Below are 20,178 nucleotides of genomic sequence, written 5' to 3' on the forward strand. Positions count from 1 at the left end.
CATGGGTCCGTCACGGTTTCGACAGGTTGGCGAACGCTGCTCTGTGATTCAGGTCGAGAGTGAGTCTCCTCTCGCAAATCAAAGGCTCAAACAAAAAGTAAATGCGAATAACATCGTTAACTTTGCTCGTAAGGATGCTCTAGTAGCTGCCTAAACGCCTCTTATAGGTTCGAGCGTCTTTAGTTTGACTCCGTTAAGGACTGAAGACCAAACCCCAACGGATGCTCTAGCAAGCGTTCTCTGGTTGGCTTGCTGGCTAAGATTAAATCAGAGCATCCTACGTTCGGGATAATGAACGATTCCCGCCTTGAGGATTAGAAAGGCTAAACCTGTGAATGAGCGGGGAGTCAATACCCAATTTGGACAGCAGTTCGACTCTGCTCGGATCCACTAAAAATAAGTAACAAATCCACCTGATAATTTAATATCAAGGTGGATTTTGTTTTTTGCTCTGTAAACACAACTAGATAACGCGATGTGCGATTCGATTTATTCTTAAAACCCCCCTTCCATCTGTCTCCCCGAAGCGAAGAGAGGTTTTAAGTCTGCTCCCCTTCCCGTACCGGACTTTCTTGCCGCTACGCGAACATAGCAGCACAGGCGATACCTTCTTTGAGCAGCCTTTGCATTATTTACACGCGCAAACTCGACTTGCCCATCTGTCGGGAGTTTAATATATAACAAAACTCTCCTACTTTCAGGGCTTTATAAAGTTCATCATCTGCTTAACGACGCACATAACTAGGGGCATCATCTGGTAAACTGCCCCTAACTTGATAAACTAAGTTGGATTCTCGATTCATAAACTGCTAAACATTTTATTTGCTCGTCTAGATAAAGAAAAAAAATTAATAAAGAAAGCCAATTATCGGTTGACTTTATTTGTTTAATTGCTGATTTCAGTCTAATGAGATGAAGCGATCGCAAAAATACAGAAGATATAATTTGCAGCTAATTGTTACCTCATTTCCCGATAAATTTATTAGTCCCATACTATGGAATTTATATGCCTGCATTCGTTCTAGACGCATACTCGCAGTTGTCGTGACAATTTTTTTCAGTGCCGCCGCTAATTCTGGATGCTGTGAATCACGCGCTCTACTATAACGGTATGCCGTATGCCGTGTCTACAAAATTTATCCCACCCTAACATTCGTATAGGTGGGATAAATTTTGGGATATTATATGTGGGCTTTAATTATTCTGTTTCTGGGGTTGTTTGCGCGTGCTTCCAAACCTTCTTCCCCTTTTTTTTAGTACCCGTCGTAATCGATCTGCACTCAAATTTACTTGACGCTCAGATGCCAGTTTTTTTGCTAGTTGTTTAGAGTTATAAGTCTCTGACTCTTGAGCTAGACAATTTTCTAGATAAACCAAATCTGATTCCGAATATCGGGGTTTTCCGCCTCGGCCAGGAGCATCCCACAGACCTGCTAAACCCATCTTTTGCCAACGATGAAGGGTTTGACGCACTGTTGAAATCGCCCAGTTCAAGCCTTTAGCAATTTGCTCATTTTTTAAGCCGCGAGTATTCAGCAGTAAAACTTGAGCACGATCCTTGGTACGTTGAGGAACATCTTTGGCTTTTCTTAACTCTTCTAAAGTCAGCTTTTCTTGCTCAGTTAGAAAGATTTTTAATCGGCATCCCATAAACAATAACCTTTTATACAATCAATTTTTGCAATTTTTATGTCTATTCACGCCTATGTACTTAATTAAGTGTGTATCTGATAACACACTTAATCAGCTAAACTACAAGTATTAAGGATATCGGCGTCTAGAAGGCTGCTAGGTGACAAGTATCAGCTTGAGAAAATTATCAAAGTTTGCAATTTCTCATCAACAATCGATTTCTATAAAAAGTTAGGCATATCAGAGATGACACCATTAGCCCGTATAGGCAAATTTATTCAATAGCCTGAAGCTGTAGCTTATAACTATGACAATAAAAATTTGTTGGCGTTGTCCTGATTAATGTCTAAAGTCGATAATAAAGGACTGTATCATTAAATTTATTAGATTATTCGTATGGTTACGGAGATTTATCGAAACTTTAAAAATGATTGTTACGCTAGTTTCCATTTTAAGGAACAGAAGAAGATGTACAAGCCTAGTTCCTTTTTATTCAACTAGTCTCTGGAATTTTGCTTTGGTTATCTCCAAACAATATTTGTTTTATCGACTTTACATAAAGTTTATATTCTCCGTAACAAGATTATTGTTTGAGACAAAAATATATTCAATACCCATTAGATAAAAGAGTGTTAGTAGCTTATTTGATGGAGATTCAAAACGCAGATAAAATTTATCTTACCTTTCCTACTTTCCTACTTTTCCTACCTTTCCTACCTTTCCTACCTTTCCTACCTTTCCTACTTTCCTACCTTTCCTACCTTTCTACTTAGTAATAAAAGATGCTCTTAAAAAACTAGCTTTTTATGACTGATATCTAAATCTCTTCTTTTAAGAAATTTATTTTGTAATCGCTCAATATTGTACGCCACAATCATAAAATCTCTTTGTAATCCTGGTATGTTCTTAATATTAATCTCTCGTCCTTAAAAAGCAAGCTTACTATAACATTATTGGATATCTAATTTTTTTAAGGGTTAAATTTTTCGGTTTTTATTGTCAAATAAGATGACGAGTGTGATATTTTTTAATTAGGACAAACTCAGATAAATAGCAAAATTAAATACTCAGTAAAGCATTAGAAATAAATTAATATTTAATATATTTTTTAGTCATATTTCTTGCTAAAAAATAGCAATATTTGATACAAGTTAAATTTTTCAAAAACTGATATTTACTACAACTTAAACAAAAAATAATAGAGACAATGGGGGCAGAAGAAAAACCTGTTAATTTGCGCTCGGAGACGAATAATGGTATCGATGTCTACGACCGGCAAGGCCAACGCAGAGAACGTTCAACATCGGCTAACTATACAAACTGTAGAAATTGCCCCTAACACAACGGCGATTCGCTCTCTTGATTGGGACCGCGATCGCTTCGATATCGAATTCGGACTGCAAAACGGCACAACCTACAATTCATATCTAATTAGGGGTGAACAAACAGTTTTGATTGATACTTCTCACCAGAAGTTTCGCGATCTGTATTTAGAGACCCTCAAAGGTCTTGTTAACCCCAAAACAATTGATTACATAATTGTCAGCCACACAGAGCCAGACCATAGCGGCTTAGTAGAAGATGTCCTCCAGTTAGCTCCTAGAGCTACAGTTTTAGCCTCAAAAGTTGCGCTTCAGTTTTTGGAAGGCTTAGTACACGATCCTTTTTCCAAACGGGTTGTGAAAACTGGCGATCGCATCGATATCGGCAAAGGACACGAAATGGAATTCGTGAGTGCGCCTAACCTGCACTGGCCGGATACAATCTTTAGCTTTGACCGCAAAACCCAAATTCTTTACACCTGTGATGCTTTTGGGATGCACTTTTGTGATGATCGCACTTTCGACGAAGATTTAGAAGCGATCGAAGCTGACTTTAGATTTTACTACGACTGCTTGATGGGCCCTAACGCTCGTTCGCTGCTGAATGCGATGAAGCGGATGGGCGATCTCGGCAAGATTAATATTATCGCCAACGGTCACGGTCCATTATTATACCACCATTTAGATGTTCTGACCGGGTGCTACGAAAATTGGAGCCAAAAACAAGCGAAAGCAGAAACCACAGTTGGCTTGTTTTTTGTTTCAGAATATGGGTATGGCGAGCGCCTTGGTCACGCAATTGCCGAAGGTATACTGAAAACTGGCATTGGGGTAGAAGTACTGGATTTGAGTACTGCTGAGAGCCAAGAAATTCAAGAACTAGCTGGTAGAGCAGCTGGCATCATTATCGGGATGCCCCCGACTACAAGCGCCGCCGCCCAAGCTAGTATCAGTTCGGTGCTAGCTGTCGCTAAGAACAAGCAATTAATTGGGCTGTTTGAATGTTACGGTGGGGATGATGAACCCATTGATACACTCCGCAGACAATTTCTTAACTCTGGCATCAAAGAAGCCTTCCCACCCATTCGGATTAAAGAGACTCCCAGCGCATCCACATTCCAGTTGTGTGAAGAAGCGGGTAAAGACATCGGACAATTGCTAGTGCGCGATCGCAACATCAAGCAAATCAAGTCCCTTGATGTCAACATGGAAAAGGCGCTGGGTCGCATTAGCAGCGGACTATATATAGTCACCACTAAAAAAGATAATGCCTCAAGTGCAATGCTGGCATCCTGGGTAACGCAAGCGAGTTTGCAACCCTTAGGATTGACAATTGCCGTTGCGAAAGACCGCGCCATTGATTCCTTAATGCAAGTAGGCGATCGCTTCGTCCTCAACGTTTTGGAAGAAGGCAATTATCAAGAACTCAAGAAACACTTCCTCAAACGCTTGCATCCTGGTGCTGACCGATTTGCAGGAGTGAAAACTCAAACCGCGAAAAACGGTTCGCCGATTCTGGCAGATGCTTTGGCATATATGGAATGTGAAATACAGACCAGCATGGAATGCAGCGACCACTGGATTTTATACTGCACCGTCCAAGAAGGTCGTGTCTCCAAAAACGATGGATTAACAGCCGTTCGCCATCGCAAAGTAGGTAATTACTACTAGGGATTAGGGATTGGGTATTGGGTATTGGGGATTGGGAAAACTCTTCCCCAGTCCCCATTCCCCATTCCCCAGTCCCCATTCCCCATTCCCCAGTCCCCAGTCTCTGTTCCCTAACTTTAAAACAGCTATGACCAATTCCAAGCCACGCGACGTACAAGTTTTACCAATTGCTACAAATACTAAAGCGATCAGGGCACGTAGTTGGTCACGTCTGCGGTTTGAAATTGAATACGCACTTGAAAGAGGTACTACCTCCAATTGCTATTTAATTGAAGCTGATAAAACCGCACTTATCGATCCACCGCCAGAAAGCTTTACCGAAATTTATTTAGAGGCATTGCGGCAGACTTTAGATTTAAAACGTTTGGATTATATAATCCTGGGTCATTTTAGTCCCAATCGAGTTGCAACCCTCAAAGCAATTTTAGAACTGGCACCACAGGTAACTTTTGTCTGTTCTCTTCCCGGTGCTAACAATTTGCGTGCTGCTTTCTTAGAGCAAGATTTAAATGTCTTGGTGATGCGGGGGAAAGAAACTCTGGATTTAGGCAAGGGTCATGTTTTGAAATTTTTCCCCACTCCCAGTCCACGTTGGCCGGAAGGACTTTGTACTTACGATCAGCAAACCCAAATTCTCTACACAGATAAGTTATTTGCAACTCATCTCTGTGGTGATGAAGTGTTTGATGATAACTGGGAAGCGCTTAAAGAAGACCAGCGTTACTACTTTAACTGCTTGATGGCTCCCCAAATTCCTCATGTGCAAGCAGCTTTGGAGAAAATATCAGATTTGCAGGTGAGAATGTATGCTGTGGGTCATGGGCCCTTGGTACGCACCAGCTTAATCGAACTCACTAAAGCTTATGCAGAGTGGAGCCGTTCTCACAACGATCGCGAAATTTCTGTTGCCCTACTTTACGCTTCAGCTTACGGAAATACAGCGACTTTAGCACAAGCGATCGCTCTGGGACTAACTAAAGGTGGAGTTGCAGTTAAATCAATTAACTGCGAATTTGCTACCCCTGATGAAATTCGCATCAACCTCGCACAATCAGAGGGTTTTATCATCGGTTCTCCTACCATCGGTGGTCATGCGCCAACTCCCATTCATACTGCTTTAGGGATTGTGTTATCAAGCGGTGACAACAGCAAACTTGCTGGGGTATTTGGTTCTTATGGCTGGAGTGGCGAAGCATTTGACTTAATCGAAGGTAAACTTCGGGATGCCGGATATCGCTTTGGTTTTGACACCTTGAAGGTGAAGTTTAAACCTGATGATGTCACTCTCAAGTTCTGTGAAGAACTCGGTACAGACTTTGCCCAAGCATTGAAAAAGGCTAAAAAGGTACGCGTACCCCAACAAGCCGCTACCCCAGTGGAACAGGCTGTTGGTCGGATTGTTGGTTCCGTATGCGTGGTGACAGCCAAACAAGGAGAAGTGTCTACCGCAATGTTAGGCGCTTGGGTTTCTCAAGCTACTTTCAACCCACCCGGAATAAGTGTGGCGATCGCTAAAGAGCGAGCGATCGAATCTTTAATGTATCCAGGTGGTAAGTTTGCCTTAAATATTCTACCTGAAGGCAATCATCAAGAGTACATGAAGCATTTCCGTAAATCTTTCGCGCCTGGGGAAGATCGATTTGCCAACTTTAGTACAGCAGTTGCAGATAATGGCTGTACCATTCTCACTGATGCACTAGCATATTTGGAATGTTCAGTCAGTCAACGTTTGGAATGTGGCGACCATTGGGTTGTGTATGCAACTGTGGATGAAGGTAAATTACTCAAACCTGATGCTGTGACTGCCATTAACCATCGTAAAACCGGCACTCATTATTAGATAGTGAGAAATTTAACTTAACGAAACCGCTTTAGCTTAAATATAGCTAAGGTGTTTTCTTAGAAAAATCTTCTTTTTATTGTGGGATGGACATCTTGTTCGTCTCACTTTTTTTGTCGAGATATAGAGTCCGCCCAAGGAAATTTTAGTTATCTACTAAGTTACCTATCTTTAGACAGATGTTGGAGGTTTTTAAGTTTTAAATTACACACAATATACCCTTGTGTTATAAAACCATCTATTGTTTTAAAGGGTATCAAGGAGTCTAAACCAAGTGAATTCCAGTGACAACAACATTGACAAACCATCTTTAGAAATCAACGCTTCTCGCCAGTTTACCGCTTGGCTGTATGAGCAAAACCTCAGTTTGTCCTTCACTACCTATCAAGCGGGGAAGTTATTCTTCATCGGCTTGCAACCAAACGGCAAATTGTCTGTATTTGAACGTAGCTTTGAGCGATGCATGGGGTTGTATGCCAATGGCAACAGCCTTTACATGAGTTCCCTATATCAACTTTGGCGATTTGAAAACATTATCCAACCCGGACAAAACCACCAAGGCTACGATGCTCTCTATTTACCCCAGATGAGTTATGTGACGGGAGATTTAGATATTCACGATATTGCTTTGAGTAAAGCAGAAGAAAAAGATTTAAAACCACAAAAATTATTATTTGTTAATACTTTATTTAGTTGTTTGGGAACAGTCAGTGAAAGCCATAGTTTTGTTCCTTTATGGCAACCAACCTTTATCAGCAAGCTAGCGGCGGAAGATAGATGTCACCTGAATGGGTTGGTAATGCAGGAAGGAAAAGCCAAATACGTTACTGCTGTCAGCCAATCGGACGTAGCCGAAGGCTGGCGGGAGCATCGGGCAAATGGGGGCTGTGTCATTGATGTAGAAAGTAATGAAATCGTATTGCGAGGGCTTTCTATGCCCCACTCTCCTCGGTGGCATCAGGAAAAACTCTGGTTGCTCAACTCAGGCACAGGAGAGTTTGGCTTTGCCGACTTAAAGCAGGGAGTGTTTGAACCAGTCGCCTTCTGTCCAGGATATCTGCGCGGTTGTGCATTTTATGGCGATTTTGCAGTAGTGGGAATTTCCCAACCCAGACATAACAAAACTTTCAGCGGTTTGGCTTTGGACGAGAAATTGCATCAGAAAAACGTTGAGCCTCGCTGTGGGTTACTAGTAATTGACTTAAGAAGCGGCGATATTGTCCATTCTCTGCGAATAGAGGGAGTGGTGCTGGAATTGTACGACGTAGTGGCACTTTTGGGGGTACGTCGTCCAATGGCGATCGGGTTTCGCAGTGACGAAATTCGGCGGGTGATAACGATGGGATAAAAGGCTACCAAGTTAAGATTCTGGATGGCAATGCGATCGCTAACAAAAATCTTTGCAACAGATAAATCGCCCTTAACAACGTATCTTTACCAAGAATTTCGTGAAATGGTATGACTTTTCACGCGATGTGAAATTAGAAAAATGGTGCGTGTAATTTCAGTATTAAAGCGGAAACAACATAAATTCATTTCCTGAAATTCCGCAATTGCCACCAAGACAATTGCAAAAACGCAGTGTAGCCTTTAACTAGAAAAACACTATCAGGCACTTCCTAGACAAAACTTTTATATTATTTTATTGTTCTTATGACTCCAAAACACACCAAAATTCAATTTCCTCTTTGGCAGTATCTGAACCAGCCCTTATTTAGTCACAATACTAAATTGGTATTGAATCCCCAACGCTTTGCATTTATCTGGCGTCTTCAACTTCTAGAACGCTGCTGGACTAAAGAATGTGACGCCAAGGGGCCCCAACAGCATTAGATATCTGATGGCAAACTAAGCCTCGTCTACAGAATGAGGCTTTTTGCCGTCAAGTAAAGCACTGACAGTCATATCTCCCATAACATTAATGGCGGTGCGGCAGCGATCCAGAAACCAGTCTACAGTAACTAGCAAAGCGATGTACTGGGTAGGTAAGCCGACAGAAGTGAACACTAGTGTCATTGTTACCAGTCCGGCATTGGGAATATTTGCCGCACCTACAGACGCAAAAATCGAGGTAAGGATGACAATTAACTGCTGTCCTAGACTCAGATGTTGCCCAATTACCTGGGAAATATACAACGCAGACATTGCTTCATAGAGGGCAGTGCCATCATTATTGAAATTTGCCCCGACTAATGCCCCCAAGGCAGCAGAAGATTCCCTTAAACCGACTTTTGTTTGCAAAACCTCAAAGGTTATGGGCATTGCTGCCGCCGAGGAAGAAGTTGAGAAAGCTGTCAAAAAGGCATCAGAACCGCCAGCAAGGAATTTTAACGGGTGTACCCAAGAACCAAATTTTACTCTGGTGAGGTAGTAGCACGCTTGCAATACCAGCGCTAACAACACCGCCACAATAAATGCACCCAAAGATTTAAACGGTGTGAATCCTTGCATAGCAACTGTTTTAGCCACGATCCCAAAGACGGCAAATGGCACTAAGGCAATTACCCAGTTAAGGACACGGACTACCGCTTCAAATAAAATTCCGATGACATCCTCTATCGGCTGGAATCCATTCTTCCCTTGGGCGATTTGTTCAGATTTTAATCCCCGCAGGACGATGCCAAAACTCAGGGCAATCACAATCAGTTGAATGACATTATTATCAACCAATGGCTTGAGGACGGCTTCCGGCACAGCATCTTTGAGTATTCCCCAAGGATCGAGACTCTGAGCAGTTATTGCCGTAGTTGTTGAGGTGTTTACATTGCCCCAAGTCCCCGGACGCAGTACATTGGCTACGAACAGTCCCACCAAAATAGCTACGGTAGTATTGGTTAAAAGTAGCACTGCCAGCCGCCGTCCGGCTGTACCAGGGATGTTGGTGGTCATTAAAGTATGCAGCACCGCTACCAGAATTAGGGGTGTAGCCAAGGCGCGGAGAGCCTTTAGTACTAATTCAGCCGGAATTGCTAAATTATTGATTAAAGCGGCATTGCTGGGATTGGGATTCCCTGCACCAAGGGCAATTCCGACGCTGACTGCCGCTACTAAGGCGATGAGAATTTGCAACGTGAGAGGGATACGCTGCCACCAAGGGCTAGCTTTGGTTTCAGGCGAAGTAGTTCTCTCTGTTTGACTCATTGGCTAGATACTGGTTAACTGCTGTAACTATTAAAACAACACTAATGATAGTGATAATTCCCGAAAAAGAACAGCTTTAATTTTGGTTAAAAACTGTTAATCTAAGATTCCGTTGCTTTGCAAAATCTGGCTCGAAAGGGTATACCACAAGGTAGGCCCCTAGAGATACCTTGGCTTGTGGTTGGAGATGCTTATGTCCTTTGTGCCTTTACATATTCACAGTGACTACAGTCTACTTGATGGGGCAAGTCAGCTACCAGAGTTGGTCGATCGAGCGATCGCACTGGGAATGAAAGCGATCGCCCTTACCGATCATGGTGTCATGTATGGAGCCGTTGAACTGATCAAAATCTGCCGTAGTCAAAATATTAAGCCGATTATCGGCAATGAAATGTATGTAATTAATGGTGATATTGAAAAACAAGAACGCCGCCCGAAATATCATCAAGTTGTTTTAGCTAAAAATACCAAAGGTTACAAAAATTTAGTTAAATTAACTACAATTTCTCACCTTAAAGGTGTTCAAGGTAAAGGAATTTTTTCTCGTCCTTGTATTAATAAAGATTTATTAAAACAATATCATGAAGGCTTGATTGTCACCAGCGCTTGTTTGGGTGGAGAAGTTCCCCAAGCGATTCTCAGTAATAGACCAGATGCCGCCCGGAAAGTTGCTCAGTGGTATAAAGATGTATTTGGTGATGATTATTATTTAGAAATTCAAGACCACGGCTCCCAAGAAGACCGGATTGTGAATGTTGAAATAGTGAAAATTGCTAGGGAACTAGGGATTAAAATTGTTGCTACTAATGATTCACATTTTATTTCTTGTTTTGACGTTGAAGCCCACGATGCTTTGCTGTGTATTCAAACTGGCAAGTTAATTATTGAAGATAAGCGGATGCGTTATAGCGGCACAGAGTATCTCAAATCTGGTGAAGAGATGCGGCAGCTATTTCGCGACCATTTACCGGATGATGTGATTGTAGAAGCGATCGCCACTACTGAAGAAGTAGCCGATAAAGTCGAGCCTTACCACATTATGGGTGAGCCTCAGATTCCTACACCTCCCATTCCTTCCGGTCATACTGCTGACACTTACGCCGAAGATGTTGCATGGAGTGGACTTTTAGAACGGTTAAATCGCAAATCTCGTCAGGAAGTCGATTCCGTCTATAAAGAAAGATTGGAATACGAACTAAAAATGATTCAGCAGATGGGTTTTTCCAAATACTTTTTAGTTGTATGGGACTACATCAAATTTGCTAGAGATAACAATATTCCTGTGGGGCCAGGTCGGGGTTCGGCGGCTGGTTCATTAGTTGCTTATGCAATGCGAATTACTAATATTGACCCCGTACATCATGGGTTACTATTCGAGCGTTTCTTGAACCCAGAACGGAAATCCATGCCTGATATTGATACAGATTTCTGTATTGAACAACGGGATAAAGTTATTGAATATGTGACTGAGAAATATGGTGCAGATAGAGTTGCCCAAATTATTACTTTTAACCGCCTAACTTCTAAGGCAGTTTTGAAAGATGTCGCCAGAGTATTAAATATTCCCTATGGGGAAGCTGACAAAATGGCGAAAATGATTCCTGTGGTGCGGGGGAAACCAACGAAACTCAAGGTGATGGTTTCCGATAAAACTCCAGAACCAGAGTTTAAAGAGAAATATGATAAAGAACCCCATGTTCGCCATTGGCTTGATATGGCGATGCGAATTGAAGGAACTAACAAAACATTTGGTGTTCATGCAGCAGGTGTGGTAATTTCTGCCGATCCACTTGATGAAATTGTGCCGTTACAAAAGAATAATGACGGTTCCGTAATTACCCAGTATTTCATGGAAGACCTGGAATCAATGGGTTTGTTGAAAATGGATTTTCTGGGTTTACGGAACCTGACGCTAATTCAAAAAACTGTAGATTTGATTCAAGAAACGAGAGGATATCGGGTCGATCCTGATGAAATTCCCCGCCAGGAAAGAAAAGCCCAAAGGATATTAGCTAAAGGTGAACATAGCAGTTTACCAAAAGATGTCCAAAAAACTTATGAGTTATTAGAAGCAGGTGAGTTAGAAGGGATATTTCAATTAGAATCTTCTGGGATGCGCCAGATCGTGCGAGATTTGAAGCCTTCTAATATAGAAGATATTTCTTCGATTTTGGCACTTTATCGACCGGGGCCATTAGATGCAGGGCTGATTCCTAAATTTATTAACCGCAAACACGGTCGAGAAAAGATTGATTATCAACACCAAATTCTAGAACCAATATTAGACGAAACTTATGGAATTATGGTCTATCAAGAGCAAATCATGAAAATTGCTCAAGATATGGCCGGATATTCTTTAGGACAAGCTGACTTGCTGCGTCGGGCGATGGGTAAAAAGAAAGTTTCTGAGATGCAAAAGCAGCGAGAAAAATTCGTGGATGGCGCAGCGAAAAATGGCGTTCAGAAAAAAGTTGCGGATGAATTATTTGAGCAAATGTTGAAATTTGCGGAATATTGTTTAAGCTATAACACAGAAATATTGACAGTAGAATATGGATTGATGCCGATTGGAGAAATTGTCGAAAAAAGCATTGAATGCAGTGTGTACAGTGTTGATAATCATGGAAATATTTACACGCAACCGGTGGCACAATGGCACGCTCGCGGACAACAAGAGGTATTCGAGTATTGCTTGGAAGATGGTTCATTAATTCGGGCAACAAAAGACCATAAATTTATGACTGCTGATGGTCAAATGTTGCCAATTGATGAAATATTTGAACGCGAATTAGATTTGATGCGGGTAGATGGTTTGCCGAATTGAGAGGAGGGGTAGTGAGAATTGGGCATTCTCTGCTTGCTATACAAATGAAAGTTAACGGCACTTTTATACTGGCATTAGGAACTTCCAAATAAAAAATATCCAATTAACTCTTGTGGGGTGGAAACCGCGTAAAATTAAAGAAGATGGGCCAATAATACCAGGGTTTGATGGGTTTTAGTCGAGGGTGATACTCTTTGAGAGTCGCTTCGTAAAAAAGTTATCATACCATCCCGCTAACCAAATTCATTTGTTTACCAACCAGACCGCCAGGGAATAGAATTCCCTGTCTAATAGTGCAAGTCCTCTAGAAGAGGACTAGAAAAAACTTGGTTTAATTGTTCACTAGTTTCACATAGTTGTCTTCAGACGACTTTAGCTTTCAAACAGGGAATTTCATTCTTAACTAAATGCATTGGTTTACCAACCAGACCGCCAGGGAATAGAATTCCCTGTCTAATAGTGCAAGTCCTCTAGAAGAGGACTAGAAAAAACTTGGTTTAATTGTTCACTAGTTTCACATAGTTGTCTTCAGACGACTTTAGCTTTCAAACAGGGAATTTCATTCTTAACTAAATGCATTGGTTTACCAACCAGACCGCCAGGGAATAGAATTCCCTGTCTAATAGTGCAAGTCCTCTAGAAGAGGACTAGAAAAAACTTGGTTTAATTGTTCACTAGTTTCACATAGTCGTCTTCAGACGACTTTAGCTTTTAGAGAGGGAATTTCATTCCCTGGCTGTCTGGCTGTCTGGCTGTCTGGTTTGGTGAACTGGCTGATTTTCTGGCTGATTCCTGCTTCCCTGACTGGCTGCCTGGTTGACGGACACTGCTAATATGATAATTTTTTCCAGCAATATGGGAAACATAAATGTATGTAAATAAATACAAAATTTAAAAAATATTATGTCTCTGTGGCGACTTTATTATCATATTATTTGGGCAACCAAAGAACGCCAACCTCTAATTACCTCCGATAAAGAAACTGAGCTTTATAATTACATCATTGGTAAATCCAATAGTTTAAATTGTATACTCCATAGGATTGGAGGTATTGAAGACCACATACATTTAGTAGTATCTATCCCGCCAACAATCGCGATCGCAGAGTTTGTGAAAAAAATTAAAGGAAGTAGTTCTCACCATTTCAACCACAATCTTTGCCATACATCAGAAAAATTTGCTTGGCAAGAAGGATATGGTATATTCTCTTTGGGCAGTAAACAACTTGAGCAAGCTGTTATATATGTTCAAAATCAAAAAATACATCATCTTGAAGGCACGGTAAATTCCCATTTAGAAAAAGCAGGCGCATAATCAAGAAAAAGAAACTGCTAATATCTACGGGCAACTCATCATTTGCACCCAGAGAAAAAAGCAAGCGGAGAAAAACTAAAATAACTGATCTAGGTTTTGGTGAAGTAGAGCGTCATTTGGAATTTTGAATTGTTAATTGCGGTTTTCCCCAAAGTATAGTTTCCTGCTTGTAAATCGCAATTCCCGGTTTTGCTCCTTTGGGTTTGTAAACGTGTTTTGGCTGAGTGTAAACTACTGCCACTTGCTCACTCTGACGGGCGCGACTGTAGTAAGCGGCAAGATTAGCTACAAATTGCAAATCAGCTTCTTCGGCAACAGCACCCGGTTCTAAACGTAGTAACACATGACTCCCTGGAATTTCTTGAGCGTGGAACCAGATGTCATAATCCCCTGCTACACGAAAGGTCAATTGGTCATTCTGGCGATTGTTACGACCGATTAATACTTCAAAGCCGCCGGGGGTAAGGTAACGATGAAAGTTGGTGCTGGGAGCTTCGTTTGCACTGCGGCTGCGGTATTCTGGATCTTCTAGATACTTTTGCCCAATCAACTCTTCGCGGATTTCTTCTAAAGCTCGTAAATCTTCTGCTGTTTGGTAAGTGTCTATCTGAGCGATCGCAGCTTCTACTTGCTCTAAATACTCAATTTCTGTCTGCACTTCCAATAATAGCGGTTCGACGGCAGCACGAGCGCGTTTGAGCTTTTGGTGCTGTTTGTAAAGACTTTGGGCATTTTGGACAGCATTTTTATCTGGCTGAAGTGCGATCGCAACTGGCAAATTTGTCTCAAAATCAGCCAGGATAATTTCTTTCATCCCGGGTTCCCAGTTTTGCAAATGAGCCATCAATAAATCAGCTTTTTGCCGATAATCATCGGCTCGATCTGATTGCTGCAAGCGCGTCTGAAAGGTTTGAGCTTTATTCCGTAATTTCGTCAGAATATTATTCAATTTCTGACTCAACTGATGGCGCAATTGGGAAAATAACTGTTGGTCAATTTGGTTACTGTAGTAGTGGTTGAGTAACTCCTGAATATTTTTGACCTTTTCAACTACACCCCAACCCATAACGGTGTAACCATCTTTTGTCCAAGCGGGTTGAAATTCTTTGGAATCTAAGGCTTGCAGCCATTCTTGCCAACGCTCAAACAACCGTCGCCAGTCGTTGGGGTTGAGAGTATCGGTGGATGTTTCTGGTGCAATATTTGCTTCTAGCAGCATTAACTCCAGTAGTGCAGCACTCAAGCCACTATAACTTTTGAGTAATTGCCGCTTAATTGCTCCTGGTACTAAACTTACCCGTTCTTGCCAACGTTCTTGAGATTCGCTCAAACTGGGGACAGTTCCAGTCAGTTTCGGCGGTGTTTCATAAGGTTGTCCGGTTTGGATGGGACGGACACTAGATTGTTGCTGACTGACTTGATGGGCGGCGGTGATAATTATATTGTTAGCGTCGGTGAGAATGACGTTGCTATACTTGCCCATGATTTCTGCATAGACATGATATAGGGCGCTTTCTCCAGGACGACGGGCAAATTGCAAATCAATCACCCGCTCCCAAGGAGCGATCGCTTCAATCGCCACCAGTGCTAAACCACCCAATTGATGTATTAATTGTTGGCTAAAGGTAAAGGTATCTGGCGATCGCGGTGGCGGATCGCCAATACAAATATGTGCAGCTTGGGGATGCCAAGAAATTTGTAGCCAATCTCGCTGTTGTAGGGTACGTAATGCCATTGCAATCGTGTAGCGATCGCGCTGGTAAACTTGTTCTAAGCGTGATGGTAGCCAGTTAGCGCGGATTTCGCTACAAGCAGCTGTGAGAGTGGTAAAGTCAACTGGTTGCAAAGCGATTACTTGTTAACATTCAAATGGTAGCGATCGCTATGCTTTTATTTTTGTTTAGTTAAAGCATAACTGACCTCAACTATCATAGCGGTTACTTGGTTTGGTGATAGCTTCGAATAAAAAAACACAGAAATTATCATCAGATAAGTTCTGCGTTTAGGTAAGAAGTTCGTTTTTTATACAGTTTGTTTTTGGTGTCAAGTTTCCCAAGCTCACTCACCATTATTTGTTACGCAAAAGCATTATTTAGCAACCAAAACTGGCTTTTTTGCTGTTGATTGCACTAGTTCTGTGGTTGAGTGTACTAGTTCTTTTGCTTTTGATTGCACTAGCTCGGTGGTTGAGTGTACTAGTTCTTTTGCTTTTGACGCTACTGGTTGTGGCTGCAACAGTTGGGTGTAAAGTTCACCCAGTTGATTTGCTACACCATCCCAGCTAAACTTAGTTTCAACGCGTTTTCTACCAGCTTTACCCAATTCATCTCGCCATTCAGGACTTAAAAGAATTCGGTCAATCGCAGACGCAAAAGCATCTACATCTTGCGCTGGAGCCAATAAACCAGTTTTTTCATTAACTACAGTAAACTGAAGCCCGCCGACATCACTTGCTACCACTGGTGTACCGCTTGCCATAGCTTCGATTGCCACTAATCCAAAGGGTTCGTAGTGACTGGGAACAACGCAAACATCGGCAGCTGCGTAATAAGTTGGTAAAATATCTTGACTCAAACGACCAGCAAAGATAGTAAAGTCGCTCATCCCCAATTCGTTGACGATTTGCTCAATGCGATCGCGTTCAATGCCGTCGCTGTTACCTGGAGTACTACCACCACCAATAATTAGCTGGATATTTTTGGAGTCGCGTAGTTGAGACTCGTTTACCGCCCGTACCAAAGTTTCTATACCTTTGCGTTGGTCAAAGCGCCCCACGTATAGTACAACTTTGGTTTCTTTATCAATTCCCAATTCAGCCCTGGCTGCTTCTCGTGCAATGGAACCAAATCGCTGAATATCTGTACCACAGGGAATAATGTCGATATTACCTTTTGTGGAAACTAGCGATCGCATGTGTTCCTGTTCTTGCGGACTTGTCGCCACAATTCGCTCTGCTTTTTCCAACACATCTTTTTCCACGGCTAATCGCTTATTAGCAATCACAGGAATATCTTCTACAGTGTTGTACTTGACTGCTCCTAAGGAGTGGTAGGTGTGAACCTGTTTACTCTTTTGGATTTTCTTTAACTGCATCCCTACCCAACTAGAGAGCCAATAGTTAGTGTGAACTAACTCGTATGTAACATCATTTTTCATTTGAAATTTGAGGAAATTATCCACAAATTCTGGCAGATATTCAAAAATCTCATCTCGCGGCACAAACTCAAGGGGGCCAGCTTTTAAACGAATAGTTCGACAATTGTTGCTATGTTTAACAATCGAGTCTTGCTCCAGACTCACTTTGCGGGTAAACATATCAACTTGCCATCCTAGTTGCCCTAGTGCTTCACCCACGTGGCGCACATAAACATTTTGTCCCCCAGCTTCTTCTTTCCCTATTTCAATCGCTGGGTCTCCGTGGACGGAAATCAAGGCGATACGTTTTTCGGTGTTAGAGTTCATAGTTTGTGTGTTGCTGATTTTAACAAAGTTTTAGGCTGTTCCAAGCACGTGTATAGCACACTTGTTTGAATTGTTTAGGAACTTTGATTAATGTTGATTTGAATTTACTATGTCTAATATTTTTTTACATCCTCTGCCAGAAGTATACTTTTAGATTAAATACAAATATTTAATCTCTTTAGATATAGGAAATTTTTATACTTATATCTCATCCTTTTGATAGATGAAAATTACGTTTTTTTTATTTTGTGCAGCTCTAATTTCATGTAAATAGCAATCATATTTAATTTGCTCTCCACCGAGAGACTCAGATCCCGACTTCTTGAAGAAGTTGGGATCTTTTTGTTGGTAACTTCTGCACGGATTGCTAGAGATGCATTGACGTGAATTAGACGAATTTGCATCTATTAAGGTATAATTTTAAACTATCATATCACGTAGTTAGGACATTGAAATTCAAACTAGTTACTCCGGTCAGATCACCGGGTTGAACTCACGTTGTATTAAGTAGTAAGAATAACTGTTAAATATTGATGCAAAATCGGGTACTTTCTTGAATTTGCTTCGGAAAGTTTCAGATTATATTTTCAATCATTAATAAATTTCAGGAGCAAAATCAGGTGCTTACTTCAACCTTACTCGCTGCTGCAACTACACCTCTGCAATGGAGTCCTACAGTTGGACTGATTATGATTATCGCTAATCTCATTGCCATTGCCTTTGGCAAATCTACCATCAAGTATCCCAACGCAGAACCAGGATTACCCTCAGCCAATTTATTTGGTGGTTTTGGTTTACCAGCGCTTTTAGCAACTACTGCCTTTGGTCATATCTTAGGAGTGGGCACTATCTTAGGGCTGCATAACCTGGGAAGAATTTAGGTTCTTACCCAAGTTAGCCTTTATTTGATGATTCTTTTGTCTCCAGCTTTGAGCCAGATAACTAGTTCTCTGGCTCTTTTTTATGCAAATGTGTATAAAAAGTATATTGATACACTACACACAAATAATAATCATTTTTAAGGTAGATAGACTTAAGTTGTGTGTATCTAATTCTTAACGAATGTCCACTCCAGTACCTTGATGGGGGCTTCTTGTAGTGCTTGAGTTAATTCGGTACTGCTCTCAAATTTTACCTGGGAGAGGTCGCAGGCTTCGACGTTGACCGTGAATTTATTGTCCTGGAAGGGCCAGGGTTTGACAACAACCAAGTTATCACTGCGCTGCATGATGTCATAGCGCTGACCTTCAGGCCCCTTGCTAATTTCTAAAAACCGCTCATCGTCAGGTAGTTCTTGCTGACATAAGATCAGAGAAAGGCGATCGCACCATTGCATAAATGCATAGGCTGCATCAACTTCCTCTTTTTTGATGCCCAATTCTTTGCGCCAACGTTGCTGATTTTGAAGTTGCTCATCTAAAAGTTTGTCTAGTTTTGAAGACTTACCCCGACTTGGCTCATTTAAACGGCTGATGTGCATGGAAATTAATAGAGCCACCCATCGTCCACGGTAAAGGGCATTCTTTGCCAGTTTAGCCAATTTATCGACACCAGCATCTGCATCGGCATTTGAGTTGAGAGTGAAGTCCTTTGGCGCACCCGCTTCAGTCAAACTATCTTCTTCCCACTCTTTTTCTAGGTCATCGTGATGGGAAATTGCAGCTATCGTTTCATATAACCTGACTGGAGCATCTTTGCGTCGCCATTGTCCTGCCAGTTCAGCTGCTAACAAAGCATGGGCACGATGATAAATGACTTCCCAACCATTTGGCGTAGCGTTGACAATCACAAGTCAATCTCCTGATTATGAGTTTTGATTTTGAGTTGAATTAATTTTGAAGTCAGCAATGTCGGGATAGAAATTTAAGAAGCGATCGCTCTGATTTATTCAGTCTAGCTGAATATTTATAGCTATAGCTATTTTAAATTGAGTGTAATATCCAAATACTCAGCTAAAATTCCCGACTTTTCTAAGAAGACGGGAATATTTTTGCTCACTAAATATAGCTAAACAAGCCAAAAATTGCTAAGGAGAGTGGGCTATTTGCCCACCCAACGATTAGGAGTTTTGGAGAATCTGCCAAAAATCTCTTTGTTCAAAATCAACCTATACTCTAAGTACAACCTATGCAATTAAGAGTGGCTTTCTAGCGGATTAGCAATATATTTGAATGTTGGCTCAGAATTCCAAGGGCCACGCTCATCTTTACCATTTCCGTTTGTGGATAGGTTGTAGTAGAGAGCAACAGTTTCATCTGGCTTAATATTACCAAAGAATGGATCTGTCAACTTACCCAGTGAATCCAGAGCTTTCATAAACATCTGAGTATGAGAAATTTCTCGTGTTAACAGATGCACTAAAGTCTCTTGGGTTCCTTTGTCAGTTGCCAACTTGATCAATGATTCGTAAGTCTGACGAGCACCTGCTTCTGCTGCAACGTTAGCTCTTAAATCACGCACTACATCTCCACCTTCATTCAAGTAACTTGCAGTCCAGGCAATACCCTGGCTATCTAGAAAATGAGGCCCAATCCCTCGGACTGCAAAGAGAGTACTCTTATAAGCCTCTGTTTGATCCACATTTTTGGTATGAGCTTCGATGAGTTTTCCAACCATTTCTAAATGACTAAATTCCTCAAGCGCAATGTCTTGGAGCATGTCTTTAATTCCAGCATTTTCAACATGGAATGATTGAACCCAATATTGAAGTGCAGCACTAAGTTCGCCAGTCGCTCCGCCAAACTGCTCTAGAAGCAACTGAGCAAAACGAGGGTTTGGTTCATTAACGTTAACTGCATGAATAGGCTCTTTCTTGTGAAAAAACATAGATTTACACTTCCAAAAATTTTGATGTTACAGAAAGGATAGACTTGTCTTTTAGTATTTTTCCAGATAGAGCTAAATTGATGTTTGATAGCTTCTGAAACTAGTAAACTAGAAGACTAATAAAAAACAGTAGTCATCTCAGGGTT

13 protein-coding genes, 1 other RNA gene and 2 pseudogenes are annotated in these 20,178 nt (G+C 41.4%); 8 read left to right on the forward strand and 8 right to left on the reverse strand.

Annotation, left to right across the window (positions count from 1 at the left end; genetic code table 11):
- Positions 1–3 precede the first annotated feature (3 nt).
- Positions 4–393: a transfer-messenger RNA gene (ssrA, locus tag HWQ44_RS10290) on the forward strand.
- Between the two features lie 506 nt (positions 394–899).
- Here the strand turns inward: ssrA and HWQ44_RS33525 are convergent.
- A pseudogene (locus HWQ44_RS33525) lies at positions 900–1,076 on the reverse strand (AAA-like domain-containing protein); the annotation flags it as partial.
- Between the two features lie 118 nt (positions 1,077–1,194).
- Positions 1,195–1,650, reverse strand: coding sequence for a helix-turn-helix domain-containing protein (locus HWQ44_RS10295; protein ID WP_292718173.1), 456 nt, complete (start codon positions 1,648–1,650; stop codon positions 1,195–1,197).
- Between the two features lie 1,235 nt (positions 1,651–2,885).
- Between HWQ44_RS10295 and HWQ44_RS10300 the strand changes: the two genes are divergently transcribed.
- The 4 genes from HWQ44_RS10300 (at position 2,886) to HWQ44_RS10315 (ending at position 8,298) form a co-directional block, all read left to right on the forward strand.
- Entirely contained in the window at positions 2,886–4,625 is a 1,740-nt protein-coding gene (locus HWQ44_RS10300) for a diflavin flavoprotein (protein ID WP_292718175.1), read from the forward strand.
- Between the two features lie 127 nt (positions 4,626–4,752).
- Positions 4,753–6,465 (forward strand): diflavin flavoprotein, encoded by a 1,713-nt coding sequence (locus HWQ44_RS10305; RefSeq protein WP_292718177.1) that lies wholly within the window; start codon positions 4,753–4,755, stop codon positions 6,463–6,465.
- Positions 6,466–6,739: 274 nt separating this feature from the next.
- Positions 6,740–7,813, forward strand: a complete 1,074-nt coding sequence (locus HWQ44_RS10310) for a TIGR03032 family protein (protein ID WP_292718179.1) — start codon at positions 6,740–6,742, stop codon at positions 7,811–7,813.
- Between the two features lie 305 nt (positions 7,814–8,118).
- Positions 8,119–8,298 carry a hypothetical protein gene (locus HWQ44_RS10315; RefSeq protein WP_292718181.1) on the forward strand — a complete coding sequence of 60 codons (180 nt, stop codon included), beginning with the start codon at positions 8,119–8,121 and terminating at the stop codon, positions 8,296–8,298.
- A gap of 15 nt (positions 8,299–8,313) precedes the next feature.
- Here the strand turns inward: HWQ44_RS10315 and HWQ44_RS10320 are convergent, their stop codons facing one another.
- Entirely contained in the window at positions 8,314–9,606 is a 1,293-nt protein-coding gene (locus tag HWQ44_RS10320; protein WP_292718183.1) for a dicarboxylate/amino acid:cation symporter, read from the reverse strand.
- 193 nt (positions 9,607–9,799) lie between these two features.
- Here HWQ44_RS10320 and HWQ44_RS10325 point away from each other — a divergent pair, with 193 nt between their 5' ends.
- Positions 9,800–12,430, forward strand: coding sequence for a DNA polymerase III subunit alpha (locus tag HWQ44_RS10325; protein ID WP_292718185.1), 2,631 nt, complete (start codon positions 9,800–9,802; stop codon positions 12,428–12,430).
- 725 nt (positions 12,431–13,155) lie between these two features.
- Here HWQ44_RS10325 and HWQ44_RS10330 read toward each other — a convergent pair.
- Positions 13,156–13,296 carry a hypothetical protein gene (locus tag HWQ44_RS10330; protein ID WP_292718187.1) on the reverse strand — a complete coding sequence of 47 codons (141 nt, stop codon included), beginning with the start codon at positions 13,294–13,296 and terminating at the stop codon, positions 13,156–13,158.
- Between the two features lie 37 nt (positions 13,297–13,333).
- Here HWQ44_RS10330 and tnpA point away from each other — a divergent pair, with 37 nt between their 5' ends.
- A complete protein-coding gene (tnpA, locus tag HWQ44_RS10335) occupies positions 13,334–13,744 on the forward strand; it encodes an IS200/IS605 family transposase (RefSeq protein WP_292718189.1) in 411 nt (136 codons plus the stop codon).
- 112 nt (positions 13,745–13,856) lie between these two features.
- On the opposite strand, the gene HWQ44_RS10340 is transcribed toward tnpA, so the two are convergent.
- On the reverse strand, positions 13,857–15,590 hold the full coding sequence (locus HWQ44_RS10340) for an NFACT family protein (RefSeq protein WP_292718191.1): 1,734 nt from the start codon (positions 15,588–15,590) through the stop codon (positions 13,857–13,859).
- 377 nt (positions 15,591–15,967) lie between these two features.
- Positions 15,968–17,206, reverse strand: a pseudogene (locus tag HWQ44_RS10345) (glycosyltransferase family 1 protein); the annotation flags it as partial.
- A gap of 620 nt (positions 17,207–17,826) precedes the next feature.
- On the opposite strand from HWQ44_RS10345, the gene psaK reads away from it, so the two are divergent.
- The gene (psaK, locus tag HWQ44_RS10350) at positions 17,827–18,087 is read left to right on the forward strand and encodes a photosystem I reaction center subunit PsaK (RefSeq protein WP_292718195.1); all 261 of its coding nucleotides are present in this window, start codon (positions 17,827–17,829) and stop codon (positions 18,085–18,087) included.
- A 167-nt stretch (positions 18,088–18,254) separates the two neighbouring features.
- Here the strand turns inward: psaK and HWQ44_RS10355 are convergent, their stop codons facing one another.
- Positions 18,255–18,995, reverse strand: coding sequence for a DUF3891 family protein (locus tag HWQ44_RS10355; RefSeq protein ID WP_292718197.1), 741 nt, complete (start codon positions 18,993–18,995; stop codon positions 18,255–18,257).
- A 344-nt stretch (positions 18,996–19,339) separates the two neighbouring features.
- A complete protein-coding gene (locus HWQ44_RS10360) occupies positions 19,340–20,032 on the reverse strand; it encodes a manganese catalase family protein (RefSeq protein WP_292718199.1) in 693 nt (230 codons plus the stop codon).
- Positions 20,033–20,178 lie beyond the last annotated feature (146 nt).

Origin of the sequence: Nostoc sp. JL34 (genome assembly GCF_017114945.1) — a bacterium.
Classification (GTDB): domain Bacteria; phylum Cyanobacteriota; class Cyanobacteriia; order Cyanobacteriales; family Nostocaceae; genus Nostoc.

Excerpts from the sequence above, each read along its gene's own strand:
- HWQ44_RS10295 (WP_292718173.1), bottom strand. The coding sequence starts at position 1,650 with ATGGGATGCCGATTAAAAATCTTTCTAACTGAGCAAGAAAAGCTGACT.
- HWQ44_RS10300 (WP_292718175.1), top strand. The coding sequence starts at position 2,886 with ATGGTATCGATGTCTACGACCGGCAAGGCCAACGCAGAGAACGTTCAA.
- HWQ44_RS10305 (WP_292718177.1), top strand. The coding sequence starts at position 4,753 with ATGACCAATTCCAAGCCACGCGACGTACAAGTTTTACCAATTGCTACA.
- HWQ44_RS10315 (WP_292718181.1), top strand. The coding sequence starts at position 8,119 with ATGACTCCAAAACACACCAAAATTCAATTTCCTCTTTGGCAGTATCTG.
- HWQ44_RS10320 (WP_292718183.1), bottom strand. The coding sequence starts at position 9,606 with ATGAGTCAAACAGAGAGAACTACTTCGCCTGAAACCAAAGCTAGCCCT.
- HWQ44_RS10325 (WP_292718185.1), top strand. The coding sequence starts at position 9,800 with ATGTCCTTTGTGCCTTTACATATTCACAGTGACTACAGTCTACTTGAT.
- HWQ44_RS10330 (WP_292718187.1), bottom strand. The coding sequence starts at position 13,296 with ATGTTTCCCATATTGCTGGAAAAAATTATCATATTAGCAGTGTCCGTC.
- tnpA (WP_292718189.1), top strand. The coding sequence starts at position 13,334 with ATGTCTCTGTGGCGACTTTATTATCATATTATTTGGGCAACCAAAGAA.
- HWQ44_RS10360 (WP_292718199.1), bottom strand. The coding sequence starts at position 20,032 with ATGTTTTTTCACAAGAAAGAGCCTATTCATGCAGTTAACGTTAATGAA.